Here is a 14,657-nt window from a genome sequence, read left to right as displayed (position 1 = left end):
CAATAAAGGATCCACCCCATGAACCATTGGATCGACTCCAATACCATCACCCCAATCGCCACCGCACTACTCATACTCCTCATGCTCGCCGTATTCGACCGCCTCATGGATAAACTCACTGGGCATAGCATCCTCGGCCTCTACTACCCCAAACCAGACAACAACCAACAAACCCAAAACCTCGAAACAGCGCTCGCCGACGCCATACTCGCCTGGATCATCGCACGCGGACCATGGCCGCAAGGCGAACCAATCCGCATCATCAGCTGGCACGAATACGAGTATCCGTTGGACAGTCAGATTAGCGAACCGCGAGTACGAGTAACCGCGAAAACCCGTGACGGCCAGACAATCGAAGAAGACTATGAAGGCAGTCTGGAATCGTTCATCAGCATGCTGACGAAAACCAGCGCACGCCGATAAATCAAAGGAGAAACCCCATCATGTCCCAATATCACAGTCGAGCAGAACGAGCAGCAGACCTCCTGCGCGCTAGCGGTGCGACTGTGGAGTCTGTTTCCAGGCAAACCGGGTTGCCTGTTGCGGTTGTCGAACAGATTTACGAGCCGATTCGGAAAGAGAAGGAAGCTGCGGCGGCGGTCGCGTCCGCTGAACGGAGCATGTGGCAGGCGGAGAATCGTATCCTACGCGAGCAGCGTCCATGTCCTCTCTGCAGGACGGGTCATGCGGAATCGTTCGATTCGGATGTTTACATTGCTTCCGGTGTGCGGAAGAAGAACGGGAAGCGCGGCGGCTTCTGGTGCCATCCTTATTATTGCGAATGTTCAAACCGTCGTTGCATAGCCCGCAACCTGTATCCGAGCGACAGTGAAGTGGAGGCGTTGGAACGGTTCCTGGCCGGTGATTTCCTGCATAAGAATGATTTCATCGATTCGCAGGACGGGACCCGATATGGGTATACGAAGTATGGGGATGAGCAACTCCTGGTTGATTTGCTGCGTGAATGGTCTCCTGAACAGGTGAAACGTTTGGGTGCTGACCCGCAGTTGGTGGATACGTTGGCGCTGCAGCGGACGCTTGATAGGATGGGCAGCAAATCCGTGGACGTGTTCGATACGACGTTGCTTTGCCCCAAGTGTGGGATGAGAGGCGAATACCGGAAGGCGGTCAATCCGCAGACCCATGCGAAGACATGGTGGCGTGTCGGCTGCCCGCATTGCAAGACTCGTACAAGGAACGCATTCCCATATAAGAAGTGGGCCGGACAAGCGTTCGAAACAGGCGACCTCAACCGGACCATTGAATGGTACAAACAGTCCGCAGACGCGCATAATTAGCGGAGAACCAAAAGGAAGGAAACCAATGTCCTCCTACGATGAAGCCGAACTCAACGGCTGTTACAGCATGATCTGCTCCGGGCTCACCGCATGGCATCGAGCAACCGGCAACAAAACCCTGTCACGTGCCGCCAATGCGCTGAAATCCATCTACGATGGCGAATACCATATCGCCGGTGGTGGCTGCTCATGGCGGAAACCGGATTGGGATTTCGAACGCGCCCAAGCGGTAGCAACATCCTTGGGATTGCAGGCCAAGGATCCGCGCAAGATCGCGCTCCCGTTGGCTCTTCTCTTGGATGGTCGGCCGGCCGAATATGAACGGTTGAGTGGACGCGCCTATCGGAAACCTGACCTGCTGCAGCGTGTGAATGATGTGGACCGGTTCGGTACGGCGGAACAGTTCCATAACGCGCTCCGACGGGTCACGCCCGGCAATCTCTGGGAATCCGTTTTGGACCGGCAGGTTATGGGTGACAATCTGGAGCAGATGATTCCGATCGCAGCCCATATCATCCGGGTGGAGCGTGAAGGAGGCAAACCTGATTTGGAACCGTTGAGAAGACTCTGTTACCGGTCGAGAAACTGACATCGCGTCGGCGGCGGGTTTTTCGCCAAGGTCGCTCTGATTGCCGCTGGTTGCTAGAATCGTTGTTGTTCCGCTGCAGCCGGTCCAACTGGGATTAATGTCGGCTCTGAGGTATTGATTCCTGGGTTTGCGGCGGGATTTCCGAGGAACGCCGATGTTGTTTTATCGGCTTTCTTCCTTGTCAGGCGGGCTCTCTATCGAACAGGCGGAGGGCCCGTTTTTGTTCGGCGTGGCGTTGGTTGCTTTCCCGAATCAACGAGTGATAGACTGATACCGTCCACACGATATAGAGAGCTCAAAAAACACCGGCCACCAAACCAATACGCTAAAGCCGGCAAACATACAAAACGGAAAAGACCACATGACAACACCCACACCAAACCCGCTACTCCAACCGCCAGCACCACCCGCACCTCCGGCACCGCCACACCAATACGCGAACCCTCCGGCACCGCCGGTCGTCAACCAGTACGGACAACAGCAGTACACGCCACCCTCATATCATCCGCAACAGAGCAGGCAAAACCAGCAGCAGCCGATCGTCCAGCCGTACATGGAGCAACCGCTCTATCAGAACCCGGATGACACGGGCTCATTCGGCTGGGCCGTCCTCGGCTTCTTCCTGCCCATCGTCGGATTCATCCTATGGATCATCTGGCATAGCAAGCGGCCGGACGACGCCAGAATGGCCGGTGAAGGCGCCCTGGTCGGAGTCGTCGTAGCCATGGTCTTGTTCTTCATCTACTGCGTCTACGTGTTCCTGACGCTCGCAGCGGGTTCCGCCGCCTATAACGGAGGCAACCTCAATGTTTGACCCGGAACAGAAGAAACCATCATGGGGGTCACGTATATCCAGCTGGGTCGCCGGCATCGGATTCCTCACCTTCACGGCGGCCATCGTCTACGGACTGGCCGGCCCGATCTGGACCCTGTTGCAGCATCTGAGCCGGCATCCGGCGTTCATCATCGGCTTGTCCGGTTTCATCGTCTGGATGGTCGGCTGCATTTTCTGGCATTACTTCAAAAGAAAGGAACAACCAACAGAATGACCACACGCTTCGAACAGGTTCGTCGCCTCGAAACCCGTACCGTCCGCGTCTTCCTCGACAAGGTCGAAAACATTCGTATCCGACCGTCCGGCGGCCGCGAATCCCGACAGATCGATGTCGAAAGCATCCAATTCCAGTTGGAGAACCAAGGCAACGGATTCGCCCTGCCCACCACCTACGGTGTGGCCGTGAACGGTGGGATCACCGCGTTCCTCGACCGAGACAACGACCAACTGCGTGGCCTGGTGATTCGTGAGGCACGCAATTATCTGCGCGAGAACAGTCTGAAGGCTGCGCCGGATTTCCGTAATCCAGCCGCAACTAAGTGAGGTATCAGCTTATTGATCCAGATCAACGACAGTATCACCGCCGACAACACTGAAAACTACAAGCAGCGCCCCGAGGTCGATAACACGACCATCGACTGGGATGATAAAAACGACGTCATGAACGCCGCCGGCTGTCTCTCCAAAACATTGGAGATCACGCTGATGTCGGCCATCAAGGAGATCGCAAACGACCCGTACGACGGATCATCCCGTGCGATGCTCCTATCCGTCAGCTCCTTCTATGCGGCGATGAACCGGCTGTACGCTTCGTTCGCACCGGTATTGTCCGCGGTTCTCGTGGACGCTTATCCGAAATGGGTTGAGGAGCTGGCTGGTGCCGAAAATCCGGAACAGTTGGATAAGCTGCTGCCGGATTTGAAGGCGTTGAAGGCGGCGATGGTGAAGTCGAAGGCGTTGGATGACCGGCCGGTGATCGTGCATCTTGAGGATGCGGACCGTGATGTGACGGTCGAGGGGAACAGGCTTTCGCTGATGTGCGAATAGTTTGGTGCGCGTCTTTCCGTCGGTAAAAGACCGATAAACTGATACCAGTCACACTCTTTGGAGGAGCATCAAGTGAGCAGCCAACAAATCATCACCCTCATCCCGGCGCTCATCCTCGCCGCCTACAACGCCTACTACGGTCAGAAAATCATGGCGCTCCAATACGGTCAGGAGACACCGGACTGGTGGAATCTACGCCTCTGCATGCTCGCATTGATGCTCCTGCCCGCATGCTTCGCCGCCAACAACATCGACGGCGGCATCCACTACGCGGTCGTAGGCTTGACCATACCACTCATATGCTTCGCGCAACCATACGACGACTGGGTCTGCAGTCTGAACCCGATTGACAGATTAATAAGGAGAATCCAATGAGCTACCCATGGGGAGAAGAAAACTATCCCACCATCGAACAACTCGAAAACGAAGTCAGCCAATTCCGAGAAAGCTTCTACACCAACCTGCGATACCTCAACACCGCGTTGGAAGAGGAATGCAAAACCAAAGCCGCGAAACGACCCATCACCATCAACCTCACCATCAACGGCGGGCAAGTCAAAGACCATAAGAAAATCCTCGAAGACGCCTACGAGGATGCGGCCCAACTCGCCTACGAAGACACCGAACCCACCTTGCAGCAATATTGCGACAACTGGGGTATCGCATTCGCCCGCGCACTGGCCGACATGGGCATCGACAATCCGGACGTGAACCTGAACCGTCTGTTCCAGGATTTGTTCAACGTGCTCGAAGACAAGACCATCAGCCGCATGGACAAGCAGATGCAGGAGAAAGCTGAAGCCGAATACCAACGCCGGCTTGCCGAGGCACAAGCCAAGGCCGAGGAGGAAGACAACAAGCAGTGACGAACACCGGCAAACCGAAAATCAGCATGTTCATCCGCGAAACCAACGAGTTCCGCAAACTCGGGGAAAAGGAACTCCGGCGTGAGAAACTCACCATGAGCATCATGAGCGTGTTCATGCTGCTCATGTCGCTGATTCCTGCCGGACTCATCTACTATTACAATCCACGCGAACAACCCGTATACGCGCTGTGCTGGGTTGGCGCGGGATTGTTGGCGATGCTGATGATGCCTGTCCGCCGTCGTATACGTTTGCAGCGGATCACCAGGCGTATTGAGGAGCATCCCGATATGGAGGGGGAGGATGTGAATCAGGATGAGGCGAGAACCATGGAATTGCCGCCCGTCCATCGAGGCAGGATTTTCTGAAAGCAGAGGAGCCATATGAATGATTTCGTGACCTGGTACGCCGGACTGCCGGCAATCGGCCAAATCGGTTTGACCATCATCGTCGGCGCTATTGTCGCCGGCATCGTGTTCGCCATCGTGAAGAAACTCGTCAAACGAGTCGTCTCCGCGGTCGTCGCGACCATCCTCTCTTTCCTATTGGCGACGGTGCCAGGCAACCTGATACTGCAGAACGCGGCAACCCAATTGGAGAACCAGATCGGCTCCCACTTGGACACGGGTGGGGAAAACCGCTGACCAGAACGTCTGGAGCGGCTTCGTCGGAATAATCCGATGAGGCCGCTTTTTCATGCGCAACATCGCCTGCGTGGAAACCATTTAGATGGATAAGTTGACCAATCCCCTGTTTTTAGAGAGGGAAACATCATGGCTAATAGGGCTTCCGAACAGGCGCGCACACCGGATGGCAAGTTTAGGAAAGAGAACAGGAACCTTCCTTCGGAGCTGCCTTCCGAGGATATGCTGCAACACGCCGATGAATATGACAATTACGACGAATTGGCGGATACTGAAACTGTCCACACAGCAATTGATGAAAACATCAACCAGCAAGGAGCCGAAAATGGAGAACAAGGACATGACAATCGATCAGGTAATCGAACAGAAGTTGAACGAACTGGAGAGCCAGAGAAGCAGCAACGGGGACTATCTGGATCGGGAAACCCGCCGCAAGGCCCTACAGGAACTTGCGGGTCTGAAGAAAACCCGGGAGGAGAAGATAGAGGCCATTCGGAAGGTGCCGCTGGACGGCCTTCTTCAGCTGAGCATGTTCTAGACAATGGTCGGGTAGTAACGGGTGTTCTGATTTCACCCCCGGATACAAGCCGACTGCCCGAGGGCAAACCCGCTTATCCGGTTATCCGTTTGGACCATACTCGGCGGAACGCCGAAGTGTTCCGCGATGCCATAAATGAGTTGAAACGCAATAATCGTTTCGCTCAGGCGGTATACGTTCATGAAGTCGAAGACTATATGAACGACGACCTCTATCTTGTGCCAAACGGTAAAGCCGGATTCGCTCTCGAAAACGACAACTCGGAATCAGACGATAAGACGAATCTGATTTCTGTTTTCGCGTATAAGGGTCAACGTGCAGGGCATTCTCTGGTCGAATCGGCCGTATCCGAAGGTGCAACACATTTGGATTGCTATGACATCGGGAACGGATTGCCTGACTTGTACGGTAAGCATGGATTCCGTCCAATAGCGCGCGTCAAATTTGATCCCAAAGAAGCCGATCCGGATTGGGATTACGAACATCTACATGAACCCGATGTGATGACCATGGCCATCACCGACAACCCGCCGCAGGTGACATATATGGAATATCCGGCCGCATTGGCTGCAGCTTCGAAAGCAGGAGAGGATTATAAGAAACTTCACCAGTCGATGAAGTGAATCCAATCCTCTTTTCCATGAGAACCGGTTATGGGTGTTCACCATTGAAAATGGCGGACACCCATAACCTTTAAGGAATCATTTTGTTTGATTACTATTCGATTGACGGGCACGATGCTCCGTTACTGATTAGCGTTCCTCATGCGGGATTGGTGTTTCCCGGTAGAGACGATTTGCGCGAGAGCGTGCATCGTATAGCGGATTTGTATGTTGACCGAGTGGGACAGTTAATATCGGACTCCTGTAATGCGACTTTGATTAGGTCGAATATGAGTCGGCTCTGGTGTGATATCGAAAGATACCCGGATGAGCGAGAGGAAATGAACAAGGTTGGTATGGGAGTCATCTATGACGTTGACGCCGATATGAACCCGCTGTACGAGCATCCTATATCGGGAAATGAACGCCGATTCAGACTGCAATCTCTGTATTGGCCATATCATGACGAGCTTGTTCGGCAATCCCAATACATGTTGAACCGATATGGGTATGGTCTTCTACTGGACCTGCATTCGTACTCGAAAACGGCACTGCCGTACGAGCTGCATAAGGAGGATGCTCGACCGGGAATCTGTATCGGCCATAACGGGGACCGTTACGGGGAACATGTGGCTGAAATATTCCGGAAGGTGTTGGAATCCGCCGGATATGAGGTCGGATTCAACCAGACGTTCAAAGGCGCGGTTCGGCCTAACGGGATTGACAGTCCGCATCTGGCCTGCGTGATGATTGAAATCAGGAAAGACCAATACCTGGATGACGGGAAACTGGACGAAGAGAAGACCGATCGCCTGACCGGAATCTTGGCTCAGGGTATACGAGCGTCAATAAAATAGATATCGCCGTATTTAATAAGAATGGAGCTCAAAATGGGAGCGAAACTAGAAGGACTGTACGATCCGAAGACAGGTGATGCCGGATTGGCAGCGTTCACTGTACGCACTCTGCGTAAGCAGGGGCATGTGACCACCCGTGAGGAAGTCTTGGAAATGCAGCAGGATATCGGCCGCGAATGGACCGAAGCTGAAATCGAGCATATTCTGGCCGCGAACAACATCTGATTAGGCGGGATTCCGTCATTGGGCTCGGAAATCGAATTATGCCGTGTGGCATCCGGTTTCCGAGCCCTTTGCCTTTCGGAATCCTTGCGATGTTCCTAGGATTGTTTCGAGAGTGAGGTGTTGATGATGGCCGATAAGGATATGACCGTCGAGCAGGCGATAGAACGGAAACTGGACGAACTGGAACTGCAGAGAAGCAGCGACGGCGACTATCTCGACCGGGAGACACGGCGGAAAGCACTGCAGGAACTCGCCGGCCTGAAGCCGACACGGGAGGACAAGCTGGAGGCTGTTCGTAATGTTCCGCTCGATGGTCTGCTGCAGCTGAGCATGTTCTGACCTGCATGTCCGCCGATGCAAACGGCGAAAGTACGGAGAATCCAACGAATCAAGGAGTTGAAAAGATGGAGAACGAGACGACGATCGACCTCGAACAGGAGATCGAGAGGAAACTCGACGAGCTGGAGAAACAGTTCCCGACCAGCGACCCGAACAGTTCCCTAAGCAGGGAAGGTCGCCGGTATAGTCTGTGGACGATTGCGGACATGGAGGAGACGCCGGAAGCCAAGGTGAAGGCGGTTCGTGAAGCCCTCATGGGCGAAGTCGCTCAAGTATCCATGTTCTAGTAGTGGAGGATAAGACATCATGGCTAAGGAATTGCAGGGACTTTGGAATCCGAAAGAGGATGCTTACGGTCTGGCCGTTTTCACGGTGCGGATGATGAAGAAGACGAAAGGCCATGTCACGACCCGCGAGGAGGTTCTCGGTATGCAGGAGCGTGCCGGGAGGAAATGGACTGAGGAGGAAAACCAAGGGATTCTTGCCGCCAATAACAGCTGAATGCTGAATCCTGCTGATACGTGGGCGTGGCGTCATCCTCCATAGGGGGTTGGTTGATGCCGCGCCTTCTGTTTTCCGTGGACCATTATCCTATCCGCTGGCAGTATTCGTTGGGAGGGTTTGTCTTGCGTGATCTGGTGATGATGGCCGTTGGTTTTGGTTCCTGTGCGGCGTTGTTCTATACGGCGACGATCCTGTCCGGTGGCTGCAAGTACACGCGCGAGTTGGGTAAGAGCAAGACCGAGTACTGGTTCTGGACGGTCCTCTACTATGCGTCGATAGTTCTGGCGTTGGGTTGCGCCGGCGTGGGCGTCATGGGCTTGCTGCAGGTTTTGGCTTTCTAAAAGGCGACACGCCGTGTTTTGGAAAAACCGCAAACACGTCATATACTGACATTGTCCACACGGGGAAGGGTTGCGAAAGCAAGCCATCCCAAGAAAACAGAGCTTACAAAGCTCGAACCGTTGACGCGATCCCCGCCGCGAGGGGATTGGCGGAGAAAGTAGGTTCGACTCCTACCGTCAACACGAGGCAGACACAACCGCAAACAAGTGGTGCCCGCCTTGCTGGACAGCCAGACGGAGGTCATAATTTCCTCTCTCTCCGCCTCCGTCTGGTGCTCTCTATAACTGAACAAGGCTGATCCAAAACGAGTGGAGTGTCCGGTGCGAATCCCGGAGCAGTCACCAGGCATCCGGTATAGGAAACCCAAGGTGTTACACCATGCCAAGCGGTGCGATGGTTTGATAACAGAACAGTGACATCAAAATTTTTTTGAGTGTCGACGGCCGACCTCGGGGGATTGGGTGGAAGGTGAGAGCTTTCACCCGGCTTTCCGATTCAGACCGGCTGTCGGCATGCCAAGATCAGGATGTGCGCTCGTCCTTGAAACCTACGGGAGTCAAACCCTGCCGGTGGAAAGGATTCCGCGCGTGTCCTGACTTTTTTGGGGCTGACAGGTTTTCGATAAGCATATCGAACCGATACCAGCATGCCGGAGGCCGACGGGACAACCGTTATCAACCCGTCAACGGAATAAACGCCAAGAACGTTTCTTCTCGTCTCGTCCTCGCCGCCTGATTTCAGGCCGGGGATGGTCCGAAACCGGTTCCGCTGTTCTAGGAACCGTTCGGATATAAAGGAATAGAACCGGTGGGATGCGATCCGCCAACCAGAGCATCCACACCGTAACCAGGTTGGCGACGGTCCTCCGCAGTGTCGCCGCGAGCGAAGCGGAACCGCAGGTATAGTCGCGGATAAGCATGTAGAACGTACGGTGAGGATAGGGCTTAGACTCGGGTTCGATTCCCGACAGCTCCACCATTTGCGGCTGAACCCTCCGACGTTTTCGCTTCCTTTCCGTCGAAGGACTATATCCACCGAGCTTAAGTCCGTGACAAGGGTTGGCCGCAAACCCCTGTCGCTGGCGGGGTACCCAAGCGGTCAAAAGGAACCGGCTGTAAACCGGTCGCTTCGGCTTCGCAGGTTCGAATCCTGCCCCCGCCACCACACACCCATGATGGTGTGAAACGGGATGTGGCCTAGTTTGGTAAGGCGCCTGCTTTGGGAGCAGGAGACCGCGGGTTCAAATCCCGCCATCCCGACTCGGAAGCGTCCAATTCCTGCTGAATCAGGGCGTCTCCTTTCCCAGCAGCCGTACACTGGGCCGAACAAAGTACGGCAAACGCGGATGTAGTGCACCGGCCAGCACGCATGCTTCCCAAGCAGGAAAAGCGGGTTCGACTCCCGTCATCCGCACGAATGCCTCATCGAACCCTTTGGTTCGACGGGACATGGTTTTGACAGCCACACGGAAAGTCGAGAACCCGTCCGAAATCGTCCAATGAACCGCAAATCCTAGGCCGCGGTATCGGAGGACGACGGGTGACGGGGAGGTTAGGAAAACCGTTGGCGATGGTATAAACCCGGATTCAAACAGCCGGAGGATGATCGGAGTACTAGCTATAGCCGACCGTCCGAAGACTCGGAGAAACCGGTCAATAGTGCACGGACGTGGCTGGGTACGCCACGGGCTGTCAAAACCGCATTCAAGCCCCTATAGTTAAGCGGTCCATAACAGCGGACTTTTAATCCGCGTGACCCCGGTCCGAATCCGGGTGGGGGCACAAGCTGATTCGTCTGATCAACGGACCAGCTCATGGGAGTGATCGAACAACCGCATCGGAAACGGGGCGGTAAGATGCGCCTGGCCCGGCAGGGTGGTTTGCGACCGAACAGGCGGCACGTCCAGAGGGGATCTCGACAGGCCCCGTTTGTCCTCGACGTTAGTGGTAAAAGCCAGTCCACTCTCCCGCTTTAAGCCTTCATAGCTCAACCGGATAGAGCATCGGTCCTCGGAACCGAAGGTTCAGGGTTCGACCCCCTGCGAAGGCACTAGGGAAGCCGGAAACCTCCTTTCTTCTCTCTCTGTGTAACAACATCCAAACACGACAACAAATAAACACCAAACACACTGTTGTCCTGCGCGCGATGGTGGGCACCCCGACTTCCCTACAACATGCGTCTAGCTCAATTTCGGTAGAGTCCCGGTCTCCAAAACCGGAGGATGATGGTTCGAGTCCACCGGCGCATACTACGATGCAACCAAGAATCACTGCATCGAAAAAACGTGTGAGGAAACTTTCCTAAACCACAAGCGGCAAGAATCAACGCTAGTGTTAGCAAACAAGGTGCTATTTCCGAGGTTTCCTCACACTTTGCCTCGTTGGCGAAACAGGTAAACGCGCTCGCCTCAAAAGCGGGTCCCTTTTCGGGTTACGGGTTCGATTCCCGTATGAGGCACTAACGTCGGGGAATCCTTTCCTTGGACTGATTGACACCGTCTTTGACGGTGTTTGACTCTCTGGCTATTTGTGTGTCAAGCATCCCCGACGTTCCTATTCTTTTCTTCCGGCTCCTATGGTTCTTCTCCTATTTCTTCCGAAGGAGCTGGAAGGAAACCCATTCCTCAACTACCGGGCGACGTTAAGTCCTTTTCCGTCGCTTGGACTTCAGTACCCGCCTCGGCTGGCGGCGGGAGGATGCCAGCCACCGCTTTCGTAGCCCAACCGGTAGAGGCAACAGATTTAGGATCTGTCCAGTAAGGGTTCGAATCCCTTCGGAAGCACGCTGTACGACAATCCTGTCATACTGAAGCGCAACACAAACACAAACATGGTGGCATCCGCAGACCACGCGCGAAAATAGGCGGAAATCCGCGGGTTGAACGTAAAATCATCTCAAGCCAAATCCGTTCAACCCGCCTGCTCTTGTAGCCCAACCGGTAGAGGCGCGACTCCCAAAAAGTCGATAGTGGTGGTCCGAATCCACTCAGGAGCACTAGGTGTCCGGCAACGAAACTCTTGAACCCGTTGCCGGACACCTTATTGGAATGCTGGCCGAGCGGTCGAAGGCGGTCGCCTTGAAAGCGACTGAACCGTTAAGGTTCCGTGGGTTCGAATCCCTCGCATTCCGCTTGGAGACGCGGTTCTTTTTCTTGATCTTCTCTCGCCGCGTCTCCTCTATTTTTGGATGGCAGGCTGAGCGGTTAAAGCGCCTCTCTGCTAAAGAGGTTTCGGTAACACGATGATGGGTTCGACTCCCATGCCATCCGCGACACCAACAGGTATCGAACCCTACGGGTTCCCTGTTGGTCTCAAATGCCGGCGATGATTAATCGAAAAAACTGTTGCAACCAGAAAAAGCCGGCAAGGTGGAGCGTACTGCAGGCATGAGTGTCCGGTACGTTCGCACCCAATCCCCAGTAGTGTAACTGGCAACACACCGGACTTTGGATCCGTTATTCTTGATTCGAATTCAGGCTGGGGAACGATTCCAATCCTTGACGTCGGAACCTGTAGCCGGCGTTTCCAAAACGATTCGCACTCACATGGCAGGCCTGGATTGGTGCACAATCCTTCACGATACGGTCCAGGCTATTTGGAATCCGGATATGATGCCCTGTCCGGCCAAAAAGGCATCACGCCCCTGTAGCTCAATTGGATAGAGCAGGCGACTTCTAATCGTCAGGTTGCGAGATCATACCTCGCCAAGGGCACGCGCGAAACTTCCGCCCACTCATAATGCGACGGAATGGATTCTATGGACATGTGAATTCTCTCTCTCTGATTTGCTTCAAATGTCTGACTGCCATTTTCACGGATCACACGCACACCAATCGTTTTAGGCCTTGAACGAGCATCTGGTTTTTCGCGCCGAATCAAGGCCCTTTTCTTTGCCCTGTTAGCTCAGTCGGTTAGAGCCGCGAACTCATAATTCGCTGGTCACTGGTTCAAGCCCAGTACAGGGCACCAGCCGATTGGCTTGGTTAAAACGCATGCCACACCCCGGGAGGCATGCGGGATGTCTGGTGTAATAGGCAGCACGCCAACCCCTGGGGTTGGAGGTATTGGTTCGAATCCGATGGTATCCACTGGAATCCGATCATCGACAAATACACTTCCGGGATAGCTCCGTATTGTGATTGGATTCCTATTGCGATAGTTCGGCAGACTTCAGGTTCCCTTTATCCGACAGTGTTTCACTGGCTTGTGATTACATCTGACTCTCTTTACTAGGGATTCGGTTAATCGATCCTTGAAGCCGCGGGTTCGAATCCCGCCTATCGCCCGATGCGACGTCAACGCCACCCAATGTTTTGGCTTCTTAAACGGATGCCGGTCATCTTCGGGATCGTGCATCCTGAGTTCTTTTCACCGGACAGCGGGAACGATGACAGGCCAGGAGGTTTCCCTCAACTTTCCTCCAGATAACCCTGTCAGCGTCGTATCAAACGCGGATGTAGCACAACGGTTAGTGCTTCTGCCTTCCAAGCAGAAGACGCGGGTTCGACTCCCGTCATCCGCTCGAAACGTGCTCCCAATATCGATAGTTTTTCGAAAACCGGGGCATGTTCCAGTTGCGGCGGCAGATTCTTCTCTCGTTCTTTCCTTGCCGTCGCAATTGCGCTTGTAGCCCAACCGGCAGAGGCAGCGGACTTAAAATCCGCGTGTTGTGGGTTCGAATCCCACCTGGCGCACTACCTCCAGCATCCGCGGAAACATCAAGCTACCAAATGTTCCCCGTGCAAACCGGGTGCCGTCTTTATTGACCGTCACGTCGAGACGGGAGGATTATTCGACGAATGCGAAAACACTGGCGTCAACGTCACCAGCCCCGTTTTCCATGATCTCTCGGATGGTTGGAATCGATGGATGCCGTTGGGTTTTATACCTCCTTGTATTTTTGTGGACGGTTCCAGCGCCAGTGTTTTTCGCGCCTGCCTTCTTAGCTCAGTTGGTAGAGCAGCCGCCTTGTAAGCGGCAGGTCGCCGGATCGTAGCCGGCAGAAGGCTCTATTGATGTCACTGTACTGTTATCTGATTTTGTTCGTGAGGAATCGGACGTGCAGGCATTGGATGTTGTATCCGCCTGCGAGTACCGCGTGCAGGTGGAGTCGGCCTTCGGGGCCGTTGATGATGCCTTCGAGTTCTCCGGTTCGGCCGATTTCCAACCAGTCGATGCTGTCGACGCCGCCGATCTTGTCGTGGCAGCGGGCGATGAGCTTGGTTTTCTTGGCTTCGGCTTCCTTGTCGAGGTAGTCGAGGAACCGGTCGTAGTAAGGATTGGACGGCTTACTGATAGGGCCCCAGTCTTTGATGGTGCTTCCGTATCGTTGTTCGATGCCGGTTTTGATGCGAGCGTATTCACGGTAGGTTATTTCGCCGTCGTCCATGCGAGCGTATTGCTGTTTGATGTTGTCACGCATCTCCTTGTAGAGGAGGGGGATGTTTTCGATGCACCAGTTTTTCCAGTTGTCGAGGAAGTCGTCGATTGGTTGGGTGTTCATGTTCTCTCTCCTTCATTTCGTGTGGACAATTACAGTATATAGAAATATTCCGGGCGACATGCCCAAAAAACAGAAAACACGGCGTGTCCAAAACAACAACGCCATATACTAAAACCGTCCACACAAAACAGAACAACCCCAGAACAAACCGGGGAAAACGAAGAAAAGAAAGAACATGACCGACGAAAACACCGTCGCACGAGCGCAATCCAACCCACTAGTCAACACCAAACACTACCGGGTAGTCCGGCGCGAGTACAAGGATCTCATAAACTACAGCATCGCCGGATACCCGTGCGAACACGAGAAATGCTGGCCACCACAGGTATCGGTATCCAAAGACCCCATCGAACTGCGACTCTACGAACGCTTCGACAACTACCAGCGCAACATCTCCGTCGACGACTACGCGAACCTCATTACCTACATGACCGGCATCCGGGACTGGCGCTTATACACAGCTCCGCGC

20 protein-coding genes, 18 tRNA genes and 1 other RNA gene are annotated in these 14,657 nt (G+C 54.2%); 38 read left to right on the top strand and 1 reads right to left on the bottom strand.

The annotated features are described in order from the left end of the window. The first annotated feature begins 18 nt into the window (after positions 1–18). From DF196_RS06520 to DF196_RS06340, 37 genes are all read left to right on the top strand, one after another. Positions 19–423: a hypothetical protein gene (locus tag DF196_RS06520; protein ID WP_109057053.1), complete on the top strand. Its 405-nt coding sequence runs from the start codon at positions 19–21 to the stop codon at positions 421–423. 20 nt (positions 424–443) lie between these two features. Further along, positions 444–1,298, top strand: a complete 855-nt coding sequence (locus DF196_RS06515) for a hypothetical protein (RefSeq protein WP_241519624.1) — start codon at positions 444–446, stop codon at positions 1,296–1,298. 25 nt (positions 1,299–1,323) lie between these two features. Beyond that, positions 1,324–1,887 carry a hypothetical protein gene (locus tag DF196_RS06510; protein WP_109057052.1) on the top strand — a complete coding sequence of 188 codons (564 nt, stop codon included), beginning with the start codon at positions 1,324–1,326 and terminating at the stop codon, positions 1,885–1,887. A 361-nt stretch (positions 1,888–2,248) separates the two neighbouring features. After that, a complete protein-coding gene (locus DF196_RS13265) occupies positions 2,249–2,701 on the top strand; it encodes a PLD nuclease N-terminal domain-containing protein (protein WP_146194717.1) in 453 nt (150 codons plus the stop codon). Then, positions 2,694–2,936, top strand: a complete 243-nt coding sequence (locus DF196_RS06500) for a hypothetical protein (protein WP_109057050.1) — start codon at positions 2,694–2,696, stop codon at positions 2,934–2,936. The genes DF196_RS13265 and DF196_RS06500 overlap by 8 nt, the downstream gene beginning before the upstream one ends. Beyond that, positions 2,933–3,265, top strand: coding sequence for a hypothetical protein (locus DF196_RS06495; RefSeq protein WP_109057049.1), 333 nt, complete (start codon positions 2,933–2,935; stop codon positions 3,263–3,265). The genes DF196_RS06500 and DF196_RS06495 overlap by 4 nt, the downstream gene beginning before the upstream one ends. Positions 3,266–3,277: 12 nt before the next feature. Further along, positions 3,278–3,769, top strand: a complete 492-nt coding sequence (locus tag DF196_RS06490; RefSeq protein WP_109057048.1) for a hypothetical protein — start codon at positions 3,278–3,280, stop codon at positions 3,767–3,769. A 72-nt stretch (positions 3,770–3,841) separates the two neighbouring features. After that, complete coding sequence (locus DF196_RS06485; protein WP_109057047.1) at positions 3,842–4,144, top strand: hypothetical protein; 303 nt, start codon at positions 3,842–3,844, stop codon at positions 4,142–4,144. Then, the gene (locus DF196_RS06480) at positions 4,141–4,635 is read left to right on the top strand and encodes a hypothetical protein (RefSeq protein WP_109057046.1); all 495 of its coding nucleotides are present in this window, start codon (positions 4,141–4,143) and stop codon (positions 4,633–4,635) included. Before DF196_RS06485 ends, DF196_RS06480 begins: the two co-directional genes overlap by 4 nt. After that, a complete protein-coding gene (locus tag DF196_RS06475) occupies positions 4,632–5,003 on the top strand; it encodes a hypothetical protein (RefSeq protein WP_109057045.1) in 372 nt (123 codons plus the stop codon). The genes DF196_RS06480 and DF196_RS06475 overlap by 4 nt, the downstream gene beginning before the upstream one ends. A gap of 15 nt (positions 5,004–5,018) precedes the next feature. After that, entirely contained in the window at positions 5,019–5,279 is a 261-nt protein-coding gene (locus DF196_RS06470; protein WP_109057044.1) for a FeoB-associated Cys-rich membrane protein, read from the top strand. 129 nt (positions 5,280–5,408) lie between these two features. After that, positions 5,409–6,440, top strand: a complete 1,032-nt coding sequence (locus DF196_RS13260; protein WP_146194716.1) for a hypothetical protein — start codon at positions 5,409–5,411, stop codon at positions 6,438–6,440. Between the two features lie 83 nt (positions 6,441–6,523). After that, complete coding sequence (locus DF196_RS06455) at positions 6,524–7,276, top strand: N-formylglutamate amidohydrolase (RefSeq protein ID WP_158276282.1); 753 nt, start codon at positions 6,524–6,526, stop codon at positions 7,274–7,276. Positions 7,277–7,309: 33 nt separating this feature from the next. Next, positions 7,310–7,501 (top strand): hypothetical protein, encoded by a 192-nt coding sequence (locus DF196_RS06450; RefSeq protein WP_109057040.1) that lies wholly within the window; start codon positions 7,310–7,312, stop codon positions 7,499–7,501. A 123-nt stretch (positions 7,502–7,624) separates the two neighbouring features. Further along, positions 7,625–7,840, top strand: coding sequence for a hypothetical protein (locus DF196_RS06445; protein ID WP_109057039.1), 216 nt, complete (start codon positions 7,625–7,627; stop codon positions 7,838–7,840). Between the two features lie 65 nt (positions 7,841–7,905). Further along, positions 7,906–8,127, top strand: coding sequence for a hypothetical protein (locus tag DF196_RS06440; RefSeq protein ID WP_109057038.1), 222 nt, complete (start codon positions 7,906–7,908; stop codon positions 8,125–8,127). 19 nt (positions 8,128–8,146) lie between these two features. Then, on the top strand, positions 8,147–8,341 hold the full coding sequence (locus tag DF196_RS06435; RefSeq protein WP_109057037.1) for a hypothetical protein: 195 nt from the start codon (positions 8,147–8,149) through the stop codon (positions 8,339–8,341). Positions 8,342–8,466: 125 nt separating this feature from the next. After that, positions 8,467–8,685, top strand: a complete 219-nt coding sequence (locus tag DF196_RS06430; protein ID WP_158276281.1) for a PI-PLC domain-containing protein — start codon at positions 8,467–8,469, stop codon at positions 8,683–8,685. Positions 8,686–9,289: 604 nt separating this feature from the next. Next, positions 9,290–9,664: a transfer-messenger RNA gene (ssrA, locus tag DF196_RS06425) on the top strand. Positions 9,665–9,766: 102 nt separating this feature from the next. Then, positions 9,767–9,850, top strand: a tRNA-Tyr gene (locus DF196_RS06420). Between the two features lie 21 nt (positions 9,851–9,871). Beyond that, a tRNA-Pro gene (locus DF196_RS06415) sits at positions 9,872–9,945 on the top strand. A gap of 82 nt (positions 9,946–10,027) precedes the next feature. Next, positions 10,028–10,099 (top strand) — tRNA-Gly (locus DF196_RS06410). Positions 10,100–10,393: 294 nt separating this feature from the next. Further along, positions 10,394–10,467, top strand: a tRNA-Lys gene (locus DF196_RS06405). A gap of 194 nt (positions 10,468–10,661) precedes the next feature. Further along, positions 10,662–10,735: transfer RNA gene (locus DF196_RS06400), tRNA-Arg, on the top strand. A 124-nt stretch (positions 10,736–10,859) separates the two neighbouring features. Further along, a tRNA-Trp gene (locus tag DF196_RS06395) sits at positions 10,860–10,934 on the top strand. 126 nt (positions 10,935–11,060) lie between these two features. Continuing rightward, positions 11,061–11,143, top strand: a tRNA-Leu gene (locus DF196_RS06390). Between the two features lie 251 nt (positions 11,144–11,394). Then, a tRNA-Leu gene (locus DF196_RS06385) sits at positions 11,395–11,468 on the top strand. 138 nt (positions 11,469–11,606) lie between these two features. After that, a tRNA-Leu gene (locus DF196_RS06380) sits at positions 11,607–11,680 on the top strand. A 49-nt stretch (positions 11,681–11,729) separates the two neighbouring features. Next, positions 11,730–11,815, top strand: a tRNA-Ser gene (locus DF196_RS06375). Between the two features lie 55 nt (positions 11,816–11,870). Next, positions 11,871–11,954 (top strand) — tRNA-Ser (locus DF196_RS06370). A gap of 144 nt (positions 11,955–12,098) precedes the next feature. Beyond that, positions 12,099–12,170, top strand: a tRNA-Gln gene (locus tag DF196_RS06365). Between the two features lie 154 nt (positions 12,171–12,324). After that, a tRNA-Arg gene (locus DF196_RS06360) sits at positions 12,325–12,398 on the top strand. Between the two features lie 179 nt (positions 12,399–12,577). Beyond that, a tRNA-Ile gene (locus tag DF196_RS06355) sits at positions 12,578–12,654 on the top strand. 47 nt (positions 12,655–12,701) lie between these two features. Next, positions 12,702–12,773: transfer RNA gene (locus tag DF196_RS13450), tRNA-OTHER, on the top strand. Between the two features lie 362 nt (positions 12,774–13,135). After that, positions 13,136–13,207 (top strand) — tRNA-Gly (locus DF196_RS06350). Positions 13,208–13,305: 98 nt separating this feature from the next. Further along, positions 13,306–13,379 (top strand) — tRNA-Leu (locus DF196_RS06345). Between the two features lie 242 nt (positions 13,380–13,621). Continuing rightward, positions 13,622–13,694, top strand: a tRNA-Thr gene (locus tag DF196_RS06340). A 20-nt stretch (positions 13,695–13,714) separates the two neighbouring features. On the opposite strand, the gene DF196_RS06335 is transcribed toward DF196_RS06340, so the two are convergent. Further along, the gene (locus DF196_RS06335) at positions 13,715–14,188 is read right to left on the bottom strand and encodes a hypothetical protein (protein ID WP_109057035.1); all 474 of its coding nucleotides are present in this window, start codon (positions 14,186–14,188) and stop codon (positions 13,715–13,717) included. Between the two features lie 175 nt (positions 14,189–14,363). Here DF196_RS06335 and DF196_RS06330 point away from each other — a divergent pair. Beyond that, positions 14,364–14,657, top strand: a 294-nt coding sequence (locus DF196_RS06330) for a hypothetical protein (RefSeq protein ID WP_146194715.1), incomplete at its 3' end; no start/stop codon positions are given.

The sequence above is a fragment of the Bifidobacterium callitrichidarum genome (assembly GCF_003129905.1).
Lineage (GTDB): Bacteria > Actinomycetota > Actinomycetes > Actinomycetales > Bifidobacteriaceae > Bifidobacterium > Bifidobacterium callitrichidarum.
The sequence above is the reverse complement of the archived record's forward strand: the minus strand, read 5'-3'. Positions and strand labels throughout refer to the sequence as shown.